This window comes from Pseudonocardia sp. McavD-2-B (assembly GCF_024124365.1).
Lineage (GTDB): Bacteria > Actinomycetota > Actinomycetes > Mycobacteriales > Pseudonocardiaceae > Pseudonocardia > Pseudonocardia alni.
This window is the reverse complement of the sequence record NZ_JAMXSG010000022.1, coordinates 1-16,866: the sequence shown is the minus strand read 5'-3', so window position 1 is coordinate 16,866 and position 16,866 is coordinate 1. Positions and strand designations below refer to the sequence as shown.

The 16,866-nt window shown below is 73.0% G+C and carries 20 protein-coding genes; 13 read left to right on the top strand and 7 right to left on the bottom strand.

Going from position 1 to position 16,866, the window contains the following annotated elements:
- Window positions 1-388: 388 nt before the first annotated feature.
- Both NH602_RS05690 and NH602_RS05685 read left to right on the top strand, forming a co-directional pair.
- Window positions 389-688 carry a GNAT family N-acetyltransferase gene (locus NH602_RS05690; protein WP_253067212.1) on the top strand — a complete coding sequence of 100 codons (300 nt, stop codon included), beginning with the start codon at window positions 389-391 and terminating at the stop codon, window positions 686-688.
- A gap of 106 nt (window positions 689-794) precedes the next feature.
- A complete protein-coding gene (locus NH602_RS05685) occupies window positions 795-1,802 on the top strand; it encodes a PHB depolymerase family esterase (RefSeq protein WP_179761571.1) in 1,008 nt (335 codons plus the stop codon).
- 28 nt (window positions 1,803-1,830) lie between these two features.
- Here the strand turns inward: NH602_RS05685 and NH602_RS05680 are convergent, their stop codons facing one another.
- Both NH602_RS05680 and NH602_RS05675 read right to left on the bottom strand, forming a co-directional pair.
- Entirely contained in the window at window positions 1,831-2,700 is an 870-nt protein-coding gene (locus NH602_RS05680; RefSeq protein WP_179761572.1) for a mycofactocin-coupled SDR family oxidoreductase, read from the bottom strand.
- Window positions 2,697-3,293 carry a hypothetical protein gene (locus NH602_RS05675; protein WP_179761573.1) on the bottom strand — a complete coding sequence of 199 codons (597 nt, stop codon included), beginning with the start codon at window positions 3,291-3,293 and terminating at the stop codon, window positions 2,697-2,699. The genes NH602_RS05680 and NH602_RS05675 overlap by 4 nt, the downstream gene beginning before the upstream one ends.
- A 145-nt stretch (window positions 3,294-3,438) precedes the next feature.
- Between NH602_RS05675 and NH602_RS05670 the strand changes: the two genes are divergently transcribed.
- On the top strand, window positions 3,439-4,374 hold the full coding sequence (locus NH602_RS05670; RefSeq protein ID WP_253067211.1) for a LysR family transcriptional regulator: 936 nt from the start codon (window positions 3,439-3,441) through the stop codon (window positions 4,372-4,374).
- Between the two features lie 211 nt (window positions 4,375-4,585).
- Here NH602_RS05670 and NH602_RS05665 read toward each other — a convergent pair whose 3' ends face one another.
- Both NH602_RS05665 and NH602_RS05660 read right to left on the bottom strand, forming a co-directional pair.
- Window positions 4,586-4,852 carry a metal-sensitive transcriptional regulator gene (locus tag NH602_RS05665; protein ID WP_179761574.1) on the bottom strand — a complete coding sequence of 89 codons (267 nt, stop codon included), beginning with the start codon at window positions 4,850-4,852 and terminating at the stop codon, window positions 4,586-4,588.
- A gap of 102 nt (window positions 4,853-4,954) precedes the next feature.
- On the bottom strand, window positions 4,955-5,593 hold the full coding sequence (locus NH602_RS05660) for a TetR/AcrR family transcriptional regulator (protein WP_253067210.1): 639 nt from the start codon (window positions 5,591-5,593) through the stop codon (window positions 4,955-4,957).
- A 101-nt stretch (window positions 5,594-5,694) separates the two neighbouring features.
- Here NH602_RS05660 and NH602_RS05655 point away from each other — a divergent pair, with 101 nt between their 5' ends.
- From NH602_RS05655 to NH602_RS05610, 10 genes are all read left to right on the top strand, one after another.
- Window positions 5,695-6,276: a hypothetical protein gene (locus NH602_RS05655; protein WP_179761575.1), complete on the top strand. Its 582-nt coding sequence runs from the start codon at window positions 5,695-5,697 to the stop codon at window positions 6,274-6,276.
- Window positions 6,277-6,566: 290 nt separating this feature from the next.
- The gene (locus NH602_RS05650) at window positions 6,567-6,941 is read left to right on the top strand and encodes a helix-turn-helix transcriptional regulator (protein WP_073576002.1); all 375 of its coding nucleotides are present in this window, start codon (window positions 6,567-6,569) and stop codon (window positions 6,939-6,941) included.
- Window positions 6,942-6,972: 31 nt separating this feature from the next.
- Window positions 6,973-8,406 carry a substrate-binding protein gene (locus NH602_RS05645; protein WP_073576001.1) on the top strand — a complete coding sequence of 478 codons (1,434 nt, stop codon included), beginning with the start codon at window positions 6,973-6,975 and terminating at the stop codon, window positions 8,404-8,406.
- Window positions 8,407-8,531: 125 nt separating this feature from the next.
- Window positions 8,532-10,076, top strand: a complete 1,545-nt coding sequence (locus tag NH602_RS05640; RefSeq protein ID WP_179761577.1) for an amidase — start codon at window positions 8,532-8,534, stop codon at window positions 10,074-10,076.
- Window positions 10,073-10,777, top strand: a complete 705-nt coding sequence (gene nthB, locus NH602_RS05635; RefSeq protein ID WP_179761578.1) for a nitrile hydratase subunit beta — start codon at window positions 10,073-10,075, stop codon at window positions 10,775-10,777. The genes NH602_RS05640 and nthB overlap by 4 nt, the downstream gene beginning before the upstream one ends.
- Before the next feature lie 3 nt (window positions 10,778-10,780).
- Window positions 10,781-11,413, top strand: coding sequence for a nitrile hydratase subunit alpha (gene nthA / locus NH602_RS05630; RefSeq protein ID WP_179761579.1), 633 nt, complete (start codon window positions 10,781-10,783; stop codon window positions 11,411-11,413).
- Window positions 11,410-11,817, top strand: coding sequence for a nitrile hydratase accessory protein (locus NH602_RS05625; protein WP_253067209.1), 408 nt, complete (start codon window positions 11,410-11,412; stop codon window positions 11,815-11,817). Before nthA ends, NH602_RS05625 begins: the two co-directional genes overlap by 4 nt.
- A gap of 405 nt (window positions 11,818-12,222) precedes the next feature.
- A complete protein-coding gene (locus NH602_RS05620; RefSeq protein ID WP_073575997.1) occupies window positions 12,223-13,170 on the top strand; it encodes a manganese catalase family protein in 948 nt (315 codons plus the stop codon).
- 254 nt (window positions 13,171-13,424) lie between these two features.
- The gene (locus NH602_RS05615; protein WP_062398646.1) at window positions 13,425-13,772 is read left to right on the top strand and encodes a hypothetical protein; all 348 of its coding nucleotides are present in this window, start codon (window positions 13,425-13,427) and stop codon (window positions 13,770-13,772) included.
- Window positions 13,773-14,100: 328 nt separating this feature from the next.
- Window positions 14,101-14,496 carry a hypothetical protein gene (locus tag NH602_RS05610; protein ID WP_073575996.1) on the top strand — a complete coding sequence of 132 codons (396 nt, stop codon included), beginning with the start codon at window positions 14,101-14,103 and terminating at the stop codon, window positions 14,494-14,496.
- A gap of 61 nt (window positions 14,497-14,557) precedes the next feature.
- On the opposite strand, the gene NH602_RS05605 is transcribed toward NH602_RS05610, so the two are convergent.
- The 3 genes from NH602_RS05605 to NH602_RS05595 all read right to left on the bottom strand — a co-directional run.
- A complete protein-coding gene (locus NH602_RS05605) occupies window positions 14,558-14,983 on the bottom strand; it encodes an acyl-CoA thioesterase (RefSeq protein WP_073576130.1) in 426 nt (141 codons plus the stop codon).
- A gap of 35 nt (window positions 14,984-15,018) precedes the next feature.
- A complete protein-coding gene (locus tag NH602_RS05600; RefSeq protein WP_083658690.1) occupies window positions 15,019-15,732 on the bottom strand; it encodes a S9 family peptidase in 714 nt (237 codons plus the stop codon).
- Between the two features lie 20 nt (window positions 15,733-15,752).
- A partial coding sequence (locus tag NH602_RS05595) for an HAD-IC family P-type ATPase (RefSeq protein WP_253067208.1) occupies window positions 15,753-16,866 on the bottom strand: 1,114 nt, incomplete at its 5' end.

The following is a 16,866-nucleotide window of genomic DNA, read 5'->3' as shown; positions in this document are numbered from 1 at the left end:
GGGCACCCGACCCGAGCGGCCGGACGTCCGATCGGCTACCGCCGTCTGCCGGCGGATCTCCTGGCCCGTGACCGTGTACTCGGACGACTCGCGGAGCTCGCGGGGAACGGACGGTTGGCGGGATCCGCCGGCCTGGATGCGCGGCGCCCCGAGGTCCCGTCGCTGCTGACCTTCGACCGTTGGCCGGCCGGTCCGGGTGCACCCCTGCTCGTCCGGGCCCTCCGGCCCGACGGGGCCGCATCCTGACCGGCGGTCCCGCCGGACGGCGTCGAGGTCCGCGACCGATTGCGCGGCCGATCCGGGTTGGCCTGTACGCGTCCTAGCCTCGTCCCCACGGCCGACGCGACCGGCGGGCCGGGCGTACCCCGAACACCCTGGAGCACACCTGATGATCACCGTGTCCGACCATCGGGCCGCGAACCGGTTCGAGGCCCACGAGGGCGAGACGCTCGCAGGGTTCGCCACCTACACCCGCACCGCTGAGCTCGTCGTCTTCCTCCACACCGAGGTCGACCCGGCGTTCGAGGGCCGCGGGGTGGGCTCCGAGCTGGCCCGCGGCGCGATCGAGGCGGTGCAGGCCGAGGGCCTGCGGGTACTCGCGGTGTGCCCCTTCGTCTCCGGTTGGCTGGCCCGCCACCCCCAGTACTCCCACCTGGAGTACCGCTCCAGCAGCCGGGTCACGGACTGACCGCATCGAAGGGGTCCCCGCGGCGCGCGTCCCCTGCGGTCGACCCGGCCGCGACGGCACGGAGTGCACTGTGGTCGTCCGCCGGGAACGAGGAGATGATGCCGGTATGGGTGACCGTCGAACCAGTCACCGTCCTTCCGCCTGGATCGCGGGGGCGGCCGCGCTGGCGCTGCTCGCCCTCCTGATCCCGGCCGCGGTCGCCGAGGCCCGGGAGCCGGCGGGCGGTCAGGACCGGTCCGGCAGCTACTCGAGCTCCGAGGGCCGGGTCGCCTACCAGGTCCACCTGCCGCCGTCCTGGCGGGCGGACCGGCCGATGCCGGTCGTCGTCGCCGTGCACGGCTGCGGCATGACCGGGTCCGGGCTGAACTCGATGCGGGCCATGACCCGGTTCGACGACCTGGCCGACGCCGAGGGGTTCGTCGTCGTCTACCCGACCCAGTCGATCCTGCGGAACGTGCAGCTGTGCTGGAACTCGTTGTCGCCCGAGCACCAGCAGCGGGGCCGGGGTGAGCCCGAGCTGCTGGCCGGTGCGATCCGCCAGGTCGTGGCCACCTACGGGGCGGACCCGGCCCGGGTGCACGTGGCCGGGGCGTCATCGGGTGCGGGTACAGCGGTGATCCTGGGTGTCACCTACCCCGACCTGGTCGCGACCGTGACGTCGGTGGCGGGCGGGGAGTACCGGTTCCACCGGTTCGCGGAGGACCCTGCGCTGACGCCGGTCGACACGGCCCGTCTCGCGCTGGCCGAGATGGGCCCGCGGGCCCGGCAGGTCCCGTTGCTCGTGGTGCAGGGCGATCAGGACGAGGTGGTGCGCCCGTTCATGGCCGAGCGCCTGGTGGCGCAGTGGCGGGCCCTCGGTGGGCTCATCGCCACCGGGCGGCCCGACGTCGGCGCCGCCCCCGACTCGGTCGCACGCGTCGAGCCGCCCGGTGGCCACGCCTGGACCCGCACCAGCTACCGCGACCGCGGCCGGGCGGCCGTCGACTCCTACCTGGTGGAGGGGATGGGGCACTCCTGGTCGGGGCCCCGGGCCGACGGCCTGTTCGCCGACCGGGCCGGGCCCGACCTGTCGGCCATCATGTGGGAGTTCGCCTCGGCGAGGCCCAGGGAGTGACGGCGGTGCCGCCCGTGGCCCCGGTGCCTCAGCCGGCGTCGTGCGGGATCTTGAACGGTGCGGTGATCCCACCGTCGACGGGCAGCGCCACCCCGGTCACGTAACGGGCCTCCTCGGAGGCGAGCCACACGACGGCGTTGCTGATGTCGACCGGGTCCACGAACGGGATCGGCAGTGCGTGCATCGTCTTCATGGCCTGGGCGGCCATGGCCCGGTCGGCGCCGGGCGCGCCCCCGGTGAACAAGCTGTGGATCGCCGGGTTCTGGATCATGTCGGTGTCGACGTGGGTGGGGTGCACGGTGTTGACCCGGATGCTGTGCGGCGCGAGCTCGACCGCGAGCACCTTCATCAGGCCCACCAGGCCGTGCTTGGCCGCGCAGTAGTGGGCGAGGTTCGGGAACCCCATCAGCCCCGCGACGGAGCTGGTGAGCACGATCGCGCCGCCGCGGCCGCCGTCGACGATGGCGGGTGCGGCGGCGCGGACGGTCTTCCACGCCCCGGTGAGGTTGATGTCGATCATCTCCTGCCAGGCGTCCTCGGCCATCTCCAGCGCGGGCGCATAGCTCGCGATGCCGGCGTTGGCCACGACGATGTCGAGGCGGCCGAGCTCGGCGACGGTGTCGGTCACCGCAGCCTGCAGCGCGGACAGGTCGCGGACGTCGGCGCGGACCGCCAGGACCCGCCGGTCGAGCTCCTCGACGAGCTTCACCGTCTGTTCGAGGTCGGCCGGCTCGGCGGTCGGGTACGGCGCCGTGGCGACCGGGGCGCAGTGGTCGACGAGGACGATGTCGGCGCCCTCCTCGGCGAGGCGGACGGCGTGCGACCGTCCCTGCCCGCGCGCTCCGCCGGTGATCAGCGCGACCTTCCCGGCCAGACGGCCGCCGGATGCTGCGCTCACGGCAGGACCCGGTCGATCTCGGGCGCGAGCAGCTCGGCGGCACGGGCGGCGGTGATGACGTCGGCCGGGTCCGGCTCGATGATCTCGCGCGACGCCCCGTCCTCGTAGACGTGCTCGCCGATGAGCCGGCAGCGCTCGTCGTAGGGCCAGACGAAGGCGAGGGTGCGGCGCAGCAGGTACATCTCGCCCGGGTCGCCGGCCCGGATGTCGGAGAAGGCGCTCTCGCCGAGCATCGGCGCGGGGACGAACGCGTTGAAGACGACCTCGCCGGAGAAGCCGTGGTCGTTGACCGCGATGTCCTGGTCGGCCACCCACATGACGAGCGCGTTCGCGGCCACCAGCGACTCGTAGAACCCGAGGACCTGCTCCATGCCGTCGAGGACGATCGACTGGCCGCCTTCGTGCAGCCGGTACTGCGGGTGCTCGACGGTCATGTCCGGAGCGAGGAGCTCGTGGTAGCGCCCGGCGACCTCCAGCAGCCCGTGCCGCCGGTAGTTCTTGAGGATCGCGCGGTGGCGCGGGTTGTCGATGCTCTCGAGCTGCTTCTCCAGCCCGGCGAACATCGTCACGAACTCCTGTTCGTAGCGGCTCATGGGTACTCCTCCGTCGGTGGCGGGACGGGACGGAGCCTCGCCGGGGGCGGCCGGGTGCGTCCATGACATGTCCCGGCCCGGCCGTGAACCATCCGGTTATCACCGCAGCTCCGTGGTCCTTGCCGACGGTGTCGTGGGACACTGCGTGACGGAGGGAGTCGACGTGGACCTCAACCTGCACCTCGTGCGCTATCTCGTGGCCGTCGTCGACGAGGGGCACCTCGGTCGGGCGGCGGCCCGGCTGTACGTCAGCGGGCCCGCGCTGAGCAAGCAGATCCGGACGCTGGAGCACAAGCTCGGCGCCGAGCTGCTCGACCGCAGCACGCACCCCCTCGTCCCCACCGAGGCGGGCCGCCGGTTCCTCGCCGAGGCCCGCGTGGCCCTCGACGCCGCGGACCGGGCCGTCGCGGCGGTCGAGGCACACGGGCGCGCCGCCGCCGGCGTCGTCCGCCTCGGGTTCATGACCGCGGCGACCGGTACCCACACCCGGCGCATCATCGAGCTGGTGCAGCGCGACGTCCCCGCCGCGTCCGTCCAGCTCGTACAGCTGCCGTGGCCCGATCAGGCCGACGCCGTCCGCGCCGGGACCGTCGACGCCTCGCTCGTCCGGCCGCCCGTCGCCGACACCGACGGGCTCCGGCTCGACGTGGTCCGGCTCGAACCCCGCGTCGTCGCGCTCCCGCGCGGCCACCGGCTGGCGGCCCGCGCCGTCGTCGAGCTGGCCGACCTCGACGGCGAACCCCACGCGAACGACGACCGGACCGACGAGCAGTGGGTGCGCTGGTGGGCCTGCGACCCGCGGCCCAGCGGCGTCCCCGTCACCTACGGGCCCACCGTGCACACCATGGACGAGCTGCTGGAGGTCGTCGCCGCCGGTGCGGCCGTCGCGATCACCGGGAGCTCCGTGGTCGACAGCGTCCGGCACCCGGAGGTCGTCTTCGTCCCGATCGCCGACGTCGAGCCCTGCCCGATCTCGCTCTGCACCCGCAGCGCGGACCGGTCGCCGCTGGTCGAGGCGCTCCGCCGGGCGGTGCACGCGGTCCGGACGGCGATCGAGGCCGAGGCGCTCGTCGACGGCTGAGCGGCGCCGGGGCCACTCGGGCGACGAGCGCGGGGGAGGCGGCGTCGCCAGGCGCCGCCGCCGGCCGGGAGCTCGCAGACCCCGCCCGTCCCGGTGCCGCGCCGCGGCATGTGGGCATCCGCGGCGACCAGGTGCGAAGGGCCGGTCCGGCTCGATGGACAGGAGAATCGTCGGTACTGCGGGGGACGGGGGCGTGCGTGCTCGGCCGGGGTCAGGCGAGCGACAGGAACAGGCGCTCCATCTCGGCCATGTCGACCGACTGCTCGCCCTCGGCGCTCTCGGTCACGCACTGCCGGAGCCCGGTGGCGATGATCTTGAAGCCGGCCTTGTCGAGGGCGCGGGACGCCGCCGCCAGCTGGGTCACGACGTCCTTGCAGTCGCGGCCGTCCTCGATCATGCGGATGACGCCGGCGATCTGACCCTCCACGCGACGCAGGCGGCTGACCACGTCGGTGAGTTCTGCGGCTTTGACCTGCATGGAGGCTCCCTCGTCTCGTGCCGGCCCGCGGGCGGCGTGGTCGCTGTGTGGACCACGGTACCCCCAGGGGTACCCCGCCGGATGTCATGTCGGCACGGGTGCTCAGTGCAGCAGCGTGAGCAGTCCTTCGAGTCCGCGGTGGAACGCGTCGCCGACGTGGGCCGCCCCGTCGATGTCGGCGCCGGACATCGCCCCGTCGCGCATCATCAGGAAGTGCTGGGCCGCGTGGTCCGGCCGCCCGCGTCGCGGCGAGGAGCCGAAGACCTGCGCGAACAGGTCGGTGAGGGTGGCGACGTACCAGGCGCGGTGCTCGGCGACGACCCGGCGGACGGGGTCCTCGGGATCGGGGAACTCGGCGGCGGCCTTCAGGAACGCGCATCCCCGGAATTCCGGCCGGGACAGGTCGTCGACCAGGGCGGTGCCGACCGCGCGGACGGCGCCGTCCGGGGTGGCCGCGGACCCGGCGGCCTCCTGCAGGGCGGCGCGGGTGTGGGCGTCGACGCCGCGCAGGTAGGCGACGACGAGCGCCTCCTTCGACGGGAAGTGCCGGTAGAACGTGGCGCGCGTCGTCGGGGTCTCGGCGACGATCCGCTCGACCCCGACCGCCCGGATGCCCTCACGGTAGAACAGCCCGCCGGCCGTCGCGAGCAGCCGCTCACGCGCCTCGGAGCGTCCCGGCCCGGTCGACGCCGGGGCGGTGCCGGTGCTGTCCGCGGTGGTGCCGGACGTCGTGCGGATCACCTGTGCAGGCTAGCAGAAAGAACGATCGGTCTTGCAGTTCGTGACACCCGCTGTCATGCTCGCCGGAGCAAGGAAGAACGGTCTTTCTACCTGGAGGCGTCATGGCGAGCACCCACACCACCGACCGGACGGCGAACGGCCTGTCCTCCGCGCAGGGCGACGCGCCCGCCCTGCGGCGGCTCTACCTGGTGCGTTCCGGGTTCGCGTTGGTCTGGGCGGTCCTGCTGTTCCTGAACGCGTCGGACATCGGCCCGTCGACCGCGGCGCTGCTCGTGCTCTACCCGCTGTTCGACGTGGCCGCCGCCGTGGTCGACGCCCGCTCGTCCCGGGCGACCGGAGCGGCCCCGGGCCTGTACGTCAACGTCGTCCTGAGTGCGCTCGCCGCGGCCGGACTCGCCGTCGCCCTCGCCTCGGGCGTGCCGGCGGTGCTGCGGGTGTGGGGCGCCTGGGCGGTCGTCGCGGGGATCGTGCAGCTCGTCGTCGCGCTGCGGCGCCGACGGCTGGGCGGGCAGGGCGCGATGATCGCCAGCGGGTCCCTGTCGGTGGTCGCGGGCACCTCGTTCGTCGTCATGGCGTCGGGTGCGGGGGCGTCGCTGTCGGGTGTCGCCGGCTACGCCCTGCTCGGCGGTGTCTTCTTCCTCGCCTCGGCGTTGCGGCTCGGCCGCGTGGCGGGGAGCCGCTGACCGGGTCCCCGGCGACCACGACGTCGAGCGGGCCGGAGCCGACGAGGAGAACCGTCGGTGTGTCTGATGCCGACGACCGGGACGACCCGGTCGCTCTCGGTCGTCCCGGCCGTCGGCGGGCTGCTGGTCCTGCGCCGGACGCGGACGCCCGCCGCCTGATCCGCCCGGTGCGCCCGGGCTGCCGTCGGTCCGCCCCGGCGTGTGCGCGGAGGAGGCCGTCGGGGCGCTGGTGACGCCCGCGTGACGGTGTCACACCCGACGAACGGGCCGTCCGCGTTAGACTCGGCATCATGTCATCGGATCCTGACGCGTCGGCCGGGGCCGTCCGGGACGCCGGCCCCGCCTTCGACGCGCTCGCCGATCCCGTCCGCCGCCGCATCCTGGCCGTGCTCTCCGAGCACGACGAGGTCAGCGCGGGCGACCTGGCCGACCACATCACCTCGGTCGGCCGGACGGCCGTCTCCACCCATCTGCGGGTGCTCCGCGTCGCGGGGCTCATCACCGAGCGCCGTTCCGGCCGGTACCGCTACTACTCCATCGAGCCCGGTGGTGCGGCCGCCGACGTCATCGCGCTGCTGCGCACCCTGTTCCAGTCCTCGCTCGGCGAGGTGGGCTCCGCCGTGGAGAGCCGTCCCGCGACGGACCGGGAGGGCGCGACCGGATGACCGGACCCTCCGTGCCGGGAGACTGACCCCCATGGGGACGATCGCGCTCGCGGTGGAGGAGTTCGTCGCCGCCGACCCGGCGGTCGTCTTCGGACGTTTCGGGCGCGACTCCGGCGCGGGCTGGCTGTTCGGTGCGGCGTGCGACCGGGTCGCGGTGGGCGAGCCGGTCACCCTGCGGGCGCCCATCGCCGGCGGGCCGCCGGTCGACGTGCTCGGCCGGATCAGCGAGCTCCGCGGACCGCGCACCATCACGATCACCCACGACCAGCCCTGGCGGGGCCGCATCCGGCTGCGGTTCACCCCCGCACCCGGCGGCACCCGGATCCGGCTCGACGCCGGGATCGACGAGCGCGGTCTGGAGTGGCTGATGCGCCGGCGCGGTCACCCGGTCCGCGACCACGCCGTCACGGGGCCGCGCATCGGGGTCCTCACCAGCCGGTCCGGCTCGGGCGGGCTGTTCGCCTCGGCGGTGGCGAACGTGGCCACGCTCGCCGTCGAGGAGATCAACGCGGCGGGCGGGGTCGGCGGCAGGCCGGTGGACCTGCTGGAGGCCGACGACGCCACCGACCCCGGCACCGGGGCGCTGGAGGCGCTGCGGCTGGCCCGGGCCGGCTGCCGGACGATCTTCCTGACGACGACGTCGGCCACCTACCACGCCGTGTCGACCGCCCTGACCGGCCGCGACGTGCTCGTCGTGCACACCAACATGAACGAGGGCGGCGGCGAGTCCCGGCTGCGGATCCGGCTGGGCGAGCGGCCCGCGACCCAGCTCGTGACGGCGGCGGGACCGGTCATGCGGGCGGCCGGTGGACGTCGCTGGTTCCTGGCGGGCAACGACTACGTGTGGCCCCGTGCGGTCAACACCGCCGCGCGCGAGGTGCTCCCGGCGCACGGCGCGGTGCTGGTCGGCGAGGGCTACGCCACGCTCGGGGCCCGGGACTTCGCCCCGCTGGTCGAGCGGATCGCCGCCTCGGGCGCCGACATCGTGCTCAACACGTTCGTGGGCGCCGACGCCGCCGCGTTCGAGCGTCAGTGCCACGCAATGGGTCTGCGCGACCGGACCGTCAGCCTCGGCCCCGCGATGGACGAGGCCACCCTGGAGCGGATCGGACTGCACGCTTCCCAGGGGATCCACGGTGTCTCCGGCTACTTCCAGCACCTGCAGACCGAGCGCAACGGGTCGCTCCTGAAGCGCTACCGGGCCCGCTTCGGCCAGTGGGCGGCGCCGCTGTCGTCGTTGTCGGAGTCGATGTTCGAGGCGATCCACGTGTGGGCCGCCGCGGCCCGCGCCGTCCGCTCGACCGAGCCGGTGCCCGTCGCCGACGAGATCCGGTCCGGCCGCTACGACCTCCCGCGGGGCACCCTGGCGCTCGACGGCCACCACCACGTGGAGCAGCCGCTGCACCTCGCGGCCGCCCGCGGCGCGACCTTCGGCTCGATGAACGACAGCGAGGGACGGTCGTGAATACGCGCGTGTAACAGAGGCGGGACGGGTGTGTCAGACCTCGTGTCAATGCGTCTGTATTGATTGACATGTGCAGGCATGAACCCTAGCTTTCTCGCATCCCCCGATGTGAGGAGCACCACCTGATGGCGATTCCACCCCCTGATGCCGCTCGTCTGGCGGCGTTGAACGAGCACTACGCGTTCGGTCTGTCCGAGGCGGAGTTGGCCGAGTTCGGTCCGGCGGTGGCTGCGACGCTGGCGTCCTCGGAGCGGGTCGAGGAGCTCTACCGGGCGTCGGCGCCGCAGGCCCCGCAGCGGGAGTGGTCCGAGCCGGCGGACAACCCGCTGGGTGGCTGGTACGTGACCACGTCGGTGACCGGTGCGGCGGAGGGCCCGTTGGCCGGGCGGACCGTGGCGCTCAAGGACAACATCTCGCTGGCCGGGGTCCCGATGACCAACGGGTCGGCCACGGTGGAGGGGTTCGTGCCCTCCCGTGACGCGACGGTCGCGACTCGGCTGCTGGCCGCCGGGGCGACGATCACCGGTAAGGCGATGTGTGAGGACCTGTGTTTCTCCGGGGGCAGTTTCACCTCCCGGCCGTGGCCGGTGGGCAACCCCTGGGACCCGACCCGTATCTCGGGTGGGTCCTCGTCGGGTAGTGCGGCGCTGGTCGGGTCCGGGGCGGTCGACATGGCCGTGGGTGGTGACCAGGGCGGCTCGATCCGTATGCCGTCGGCGTTCTCGGGCACGGTCGGGCACAAGCCCACCCACGGTCTGGTGCCCTACACCGGTGCGTTCCCCATCGAGGCCACGATCGACCATCTGGGCCCCATCACGCGCACGGTGTCCGACGCCGCACTGATGCTGGGTGTGATCGCCGGGGTCGACGGGCTCGATGTGCGTCAGCCCACCGAGCTCGAGCCGGTCGACTACCTGGCGGCGTTGGAGACCTCGGCGGGTGGGTTGCGGGTCGGGATCGTGACCGAGGGTTTCGCCCGCCCGGAGAGCGACCCGGCCGTGGACGAGGCGGTGCGTGCGGCGATCGGGACGCTGACCGATGCGGGTCTGGTCGCCGAGGAGGTCTCGATCCCCTGGCACCTGGACGCGATGGCGGTCTGGAACGTCATCGGGACCGAGGGCGCCGCGCACCAGATGATCGACGGCAACGCCTACGGCATGAACTACCCGGGTCTCTACGACCCGGAGCTGATCGCGCACTACCACCGCGGGCGTCACGCCCGCGGGTCGGAGCTGTCCAAGACCGTCAAGCTCGTCGGCCTCTCGGGTGGTTACACCTTCGCCCACGCGGGAGGTGCCTACTACGGGATGGCCCGCAACCTGGCCTTCGAGGTGCGGGCGGCCTACGACGCGGCCCTGACCGGCTACGACGTGCTGGTCATGCCGACCGTGCCCTACACCGCGCCCGAGCTGCTCGGGCTCGACGCCGATCTGGACAGCTACCTGCCGACCGCGCTGGGGATGATCGGCAACTGTGCCCCGTTCGACGTGTCCGGGCACCCGGCCGCGTCGGTCCCGGCCGGGCTCGTGAACGGGCTCCCGACCGGTCTGATGATCGTGGGCCGGCGATTCGACGACGCGACCGTGTTGCGGGTCGCGCACACCTTCGAGCAGGCCGTCGGCGGCTTCCCCGCTCCGCCTGCCCTCACCACCGTGGGAGGACGGCAGTGAACGGAGTCTTCGATCTCGGCGGCACCGACGGGCTGGGCAAGGTCGAGAACGACCACATGTCCGAGCCCGTGTTCCGTGCCGACTGGGAGAAGCGCGCCTTCTCCATGTTCGCGCAGAGCGCCCGCGCCGGGCTGTTCAACGTGGACCAGTTCCGGCACGGCATCGAGAAGATGGACCCTGCCGAGTACCTGATCTCGAACTACTACGAGCACTGGGTCCACACGGTCGAGCACTACGCCGAGGCCGCGGGCGTGCTGGACCCGGCCGAGCTGGAGGCGCGGACCCAGCACTACCTGGAGAACCCCGACGCCCCGCTGCCCGAGCGGGCGACCGACACCGAGATCGTCGAGTTCGTCGACTGGGCGGTCACCAACGGGTTCCCGGCCCACCGCGAGTCGGACAAGGTCGCGCGGTTCTCCGTCGGCGACGAGGTGGTCATCTCCTCCGAGAGCCCCTACGGCCACACCCGCCGGGCCCGCTACATCCGCGGCCGCCGCGGCGTGATCAGCGCGGCCCACGGCACCTACCTCTACCCCGACACCGCCGGCAACGGGCTCGGCGACTGCCCCGAGCACCTCTACACCGTCCGCTTCGACGCCACCGAGCTGTGGGGCGCCGAGTACGCGGACCCGAACGGCGTCAACTACTTCGACGTGTGGGAGCCGTACCTCTCGCCCGTCCCTGCCACCCAGGGAGCCTGACCCATGACCGCGAAGCCCACCGACACCCCGCTCCGCACGCAGGAGGAGATCACCGCCCGGGTCAAGGCCCTGGAGTCGCTGCTGATCGAGAAGGGCGTGATGACCACCGCGGCGGTCGACCGTCTCGCCGAGGTCTACGAGAACGAGGTCGGCCCGCAGCTGGGGGCGAAGGTCGTCGCCAAGGCGTGGACCGACCCGGAGTTCAAGGCGCGCCTGCTGGAGGACGCCTCCGCCGCCTGCCGCGAGCTCGGGGTCGGCGGCCTGCAGGGCGAGGAGATGGTCGCCGTCGAGAACACCGACGACGTCCACCACGTCATCGTCTGCACGCTGTGCTCGTGCTACCCGTGGCCGGTGCTCGGGCTGCCCCCGAACTGGTACAAGGCGCCGCCGTTCCGTGCCCGCATCGTGCGTGAGCCCCGGAAGGTGCTGGCCGAGGACTTCGGCCTGCCGCTGCCGGACAGCGTCGAGATCCGGGTGTGGGACTCCAGCTCCGAGCTGCGCTACTGGGTGCTGCCACAGCGCCCGGCCGGCAGCGAGCACCTCTCCGAGGACGAGCTGGCCGCGCTGGTCACCCGGGACTCGATGATCGGCGTCGGCACGGCGAAGCCGGTCGTCACCCAGGCGGCCCGCGGATGAGCGCCGGGGTCCGGACGGACGCCACCGAGCTGGGCGACGCCCGCCGCCGGATCGAGAAGCTCGTCTGCGACATGCCCGGGGCGGACAAGCCGTTCACCGAGCCGTGGGAGCTGCGGGCCTTCGCCATGGCGGTCGCCGCGTACCACGAGGGCCACTACGAGTGGAGCGAGTTCCAGCTCTCCCTGGTCGAGGCGATCAAGGCCTGGGAGAACTGCGACGGCGGCGAGCCCTGGAGCTACTACCAGCACTGGCTGGACGCGCTCGAGCACACGCTCGCCGCGAGCGGGGCCCTGTCCGACTCCGTCGCGCTCGACGACCGCACCCGCCAGGTGCTGGCCACGCCGCGCAACGCGAACCACCACGAGGCACGACGCGAGCCGGTCGCGATCGACCCGGCCCGCTGAACGACGCGTGCGGGACCGGTCCGCGCTCCCCGCGGGCCGGTCCCGCACGTCCTTCCCGACACCCCGATCGGAGGCGGCGCCGTGGACCTGCTGGTCGACCTGGCCGAACGCGCGGTGCTCCGGCACGGCCTCGCCACCGCCGCCACGATCGACCGCTGGTAGGACCACCACGCCGACGAGGGCGGCCCCCGCGCCGTGCCCGTGCGGTCGCCCGGATCCGGACCGGCACGGGGCGGCCGGACACCGCGGACGCGGCGCACCGCGATCTGGTCGGACTCGTCCCGGGGAGCGCGCGGGTGTGGACCCACGGGGTCCGGGTAGGCCGGGTCCGACGGCTTCAACCCCGCAGGCCGTGTCCACGACCCCCCGGAGGGGGTCGCACCCCACAGCCACGAGGTGTCACCCGTGTTCCTGCATGTCCAGCGACTGTTGAACGAGATCGTCCCCGACGAGCCCGACCCCGCCGCGGCGAATGCGCTGCAGGAGGGGCTGGGCGGCCAGTTCGGCGAGATGCGCACGATGATGCAGTACCTGTTCCAGAGCTTCAACTTCCGCGGTCCGGACGGGAAACCCTTCCGTGACCTGCTCTACGGCGTCGGCACCGAGGAGATCGGGCACGTCGAGCTGATCGCCACCACGATCGCCCGGCTCACCGACGGCTCGCCCCGCTACCAGGGCAGCGCGACCGACGACATGGACACGCCCGGTGCAGGCGGGGCGACCCCGCTGAGCGCGGCCCTGACCGAGGGCAACATCCACCACTACCTGGTGGGGGCCCAGGGGGCACTGCCGGTCGACGCGCAGGGTGACCCGTGGACGGGCAAGTACGTCTACGACAGCGGCAACCTGCCGCTCAACCTGCTCTACAACCTCATGCTCGAGTCGACCGGCCGGCTGCAGAAGTGCCGGCTCTACGAGATGACGGCGAACAAGACGGCGCGCTCGACGATCGCGTACCTGATCGTGCGCGACCAGGCCCACGAGAACGCCTACGCCAAGGCGCTCGAGGCGCTCGGGGTCAACTGGAACACGTTGCTGCCGATCCCGAAGACGAACGCCGAGAAGTTCCCCGAGGTGGCGACGCTGCTGGAGCAGGGTCTGCAGAGCAAGCAGTACACCTTCAGCCTCGACCAGCTCTCCGAGGCCGGGAAGCTCTACCGCGGTCCGTCGCCGTCGAACGACGGGACGACGCTGTCGACCGCGCAGGCGCCCGACGGCGTCCCGATGGACATCGCCGTCGAGCGGCCCGAGGAGTTCGGACCGGGACTCGACCCGGAGCTGCTGGCGATGGTCCAGGCCGTCGCCGAGATGGAGGCCGACGAGCCCGCAGGTCAGTGGGGTCGCGTCGGCTGACGCACGTCCGAGCGGACGGGGCGGGGCCGGGCGCGGTTCCGCCCCGTCGTCGTGCAGAATCGCCGACTCGGCGACGACACCATATCGTGTGAATATCTGACGCTCGGTGATTGTTCCCCACGATGGTGTTCTGAGCTTGATGGGCACCTTTCCCGCCATTACGGTTCTTCTCAGCCGGTTCGGGCTCCCCCCTTTGTCGTCGGGCCGGCACGTGCCCGGATCCGAATGGATCCGTGACTCACCAGGAGAAGACTGTGCAGAAGAAGAAGGCCGGTTTCGTCGCCGCCGTGTCCGCCGTTGCCCTGATCGGCCTGTCGCCGCTGGCGTTCGCCGGCTCGGACAGCGTCATCGACAAGGACGCCAAGGGCCTCGTCGCGGGTGCCAACGGCAACAACGCCCAGGTCCCGGTCCAGGCGTGCAACAACAACGTGCCGGTCAACGTCCTGGGTGTCCAGGTTCCGGTCGAGGACGCCGCTGCGGGCAACGGCCTGACCGGTGCCGCCGGCATCGCGGGCAAGGGCAAGGCCGTGTCGGGCGACTCCGCCACCGACCAGTCCGACACCTGCGGCCAGGAGGCCGGCGCGGGCGACTCGGTCAACTGACCGACTCCTCGTCGCTGACGTGCCCCGGGACCCTCGCGGTCCCGGGGCACGTCCGTGTCCGGGGCAGGGTCGCATGACCACCCGCCGTGGTCGTCGTCGCCGGTCCCGGTGCTGCTTCGGGTGGTTCGCCCCGATCGCATTCGACCCGATCGTGGGAGTATCCGAACGGAAAGTAATTCGGCCACCCGATGGTGGTAGAGGAATTGTTCGGGCTCTCCCGCGCAGCTAGATTCGCAGCCAGTCGGCACGGGCTCCCCCTTTTTTGTCAGCGTGCCGTCATGGAACGGGGCCTTCACCACGGCCCTGACACCTCATCAGGAGAAGAACTGTGCTGAAGAAGGCCGGAATCATCGTCGCGGCGTCCGCCGCGTCCCTGCTCGCCGTCTCCCCGCTGGCCTTCGCCGGCGACTACGCGGGCGACTCCGCCAAGGACGGCAAGCACCACGGCAACCACGAGTCGGGCCACATCGACAAGGACGCGAAGGGCCTGCTCGCGGGTGGCCTGAGCGGCAACAACGTCAACGTGCCGATCCAGGTCTGCAACAACAACATCCCGGTCAACGTGCTGGGCGTGCAGGTCCCGGTCGAGGACGCGAACCTCCTGAGCGGCGTCACCGGCGCCCTCGGCCTGGGTGGCAAGGCCAAGGCGGTCTCCGGCGACTCGGCCACCGACCAGTCCGACAGCTGCGGCCAGACCTCCGGCGCGGGCGACTCGGTCAACTGACCTCCCCGTACCTCGACGTGCCCCGGGACCGTGTGGTCCCGGGGCACCGTCGTGTCCGGGGTCAGCCGCCGGCCCGGCGCGCCTCGCGACGCCTGCGCGCCTCGTCCCGGCGACGGCGCTCGGTGTCGGTCGACGGGACCAGCTCCGGGACCGGGACCGGACGCCGGTGCTCGTCCATCGCGACCATCGTGAAGTAGCAGCTGTTGGCATGCCGCTGGGTCCGCTCGGTGATGTTCTCCGTGGTGACCCGGATGCCGATTTCCATCGAGCTGCGCCCGGTGTCGTTCACCGACGCCAGGAAGGTCACGAGCTCGCCGATGTAGATCGGTTCGCGGAAGCGGACCCGGTCGACCGAGAGCGTCACGACGTAGGTCCCGGCCCAGCGGCTCGCACAGGAGAACGCGACCTGGTCGAGCAGCTTCAGGATCGCACCGCCGTGGACGTTGCCGGAGAAGTTCGCCATGTCCGGGGTCATCAGCACGGTCATCGTGAGCTGGTGGCGGGGCAGGCCACCGGGCGCGGTCACGTCGCCGCCGCCAGGATCTCCCGGGTCACCGTCTCCCAGGCCGCCGACAGCGGGTCCACCACCGCGAAGTGGTCGCAGCCGGGCAGCTCGACCAGCCGCACCGACGGGTGCCGGCCGGCGTAGGAGCGGGAGACGCCCAGCGGGACGCGGTCGTCGGCGTCGCCGTGCACGATCGTCACCGGCCCGGGCGGGGTCGGGCCCGCCGCCGGGTCCAGGTCGGTGCGCCCGGCCGCCGGGCCGCCGAGGTAGGCGCGGACCGCGCCGTCGCCGAGGTGCTCCGCGTCGGCCAGTGCCAGGTCCGCGACCGGGGCGAGCGGCACCGTCGCCCGCAGCAGCGACGGCTCGACGGCCGCGGCGTGCAGTACCAGGTGCCCGCCCGCGGAGTGCCCCACCGCGACGACCGGCCCGGCGACGGCGCGGGCGGCCCGCAGACCGGCGAGCACGTCGGCGACCGTCGCGTCCGGGTCGCCGGGCACCCGGCGGTACTCCAGCGAGGCCACCGGCAGCCCCAGCGCGTTCAGTGCGGCCGCCATCGACCGCAGGTGCGTCCGATCGATCGGGGGCCGCCAGAACCCGCCGTGCACCAGCACGACCAGCGGGCGGCCGGGCCCGCCGTCCGGCCACAGGTCCATGACCTGGTCGGGGTCGTCGCCGACGGCGACGGTGCGGGGCGGCTCGGGGGCCGGGCGGGACAGGACCGATCCGTTCACGACCGGTGGTCTAGCACGGATCACCCCGCCGGGCGTGCCGTGGCGGCCCGCCGTCGCCCGGCCTTGCGCAGCTCCAGCACCGCGACCGCGGCCACCGGCACCAGCACCGCCGCCGTCCACTGCGGACCGGTCAGCGGGGTGAGCCGCAGCGTCTCCCGCAGCACCGGCACGGTCGTGACCACCCACACCGCCACGGCGGTCACCACCGTCCACCACGGCAGGAACCGGTTCGCGAACAGCCCCGCCCGCAGCACCGGCGTCCGCTCGGTACGCATCACCCAGGCCAGCGCCAGGTGCCCGGACAGCCAGCCCACGAACGCGACCGTCTGCGAGGCGGTCACCAGGTACAGCCCGCCGACGGCGACGAACAACGCCGCCGCCCCCGCGGCGAGGTCGCCGAGCAGGGCCCGGTCCAGGAAGCGTGCACCCGGGGCGCGCGGTGGGCGGGTCATGGTGTCGCGCTCGGAGGGTTCCGCGGCGAAGGTCGCGCTCCCCGCGATGTCCATGAACATCTCCAGCACCACGATCTGGATCGGGGTGAACGGTACGGCCATCCCGGTGAGCACCCCGGCGGCGACGGTCGCGACCAGCCCGGCCTTGCAGGCCAGGTAGTAGGCGACGCCCTTGCGCAGGTTCCCGTGCAGCGTGCGGCCCTCGTGCAGGGCCCGGGTGAGGGTGGAGACGTCGTCGTCGGCCAGGACCAGTCCGGCCGCCTCGCGCGCCACATCGGTACCCGACGAGCCCATGGCCACGCCGACGTCGGCCCGGGCGAGCGCGGGGGCGTCGTTCACGCCGTCCCCGGTCACCGCCACCACCTCCCCGCCGGCCTGCAGCGCCGTGACCAGGCGCAGCTTGTGCGCGGGCGAGACACGGGCGAACACCGGCGTCGACGCGACGGCGGCGGCCAGCGTCGCGTCGTCGAGACCGTCGAGGTCGCGGCCGGTCAGCACCGGGTCCGGGTCGATCCCGACCTCCGCGGCGACGGCCCGGGCGCAGGCGGGGTGGTCGCCGGTCACCATCACCACCCGCACCCCGGCCCGCCGCGCGGCGGCGACGGCCTCGGCGGCGTCGACTGGGCCCGGGCGGGGGCCACCGGTGACCGGGCTGGTGCAGTCTAGGAGGGTGGGGCATCCC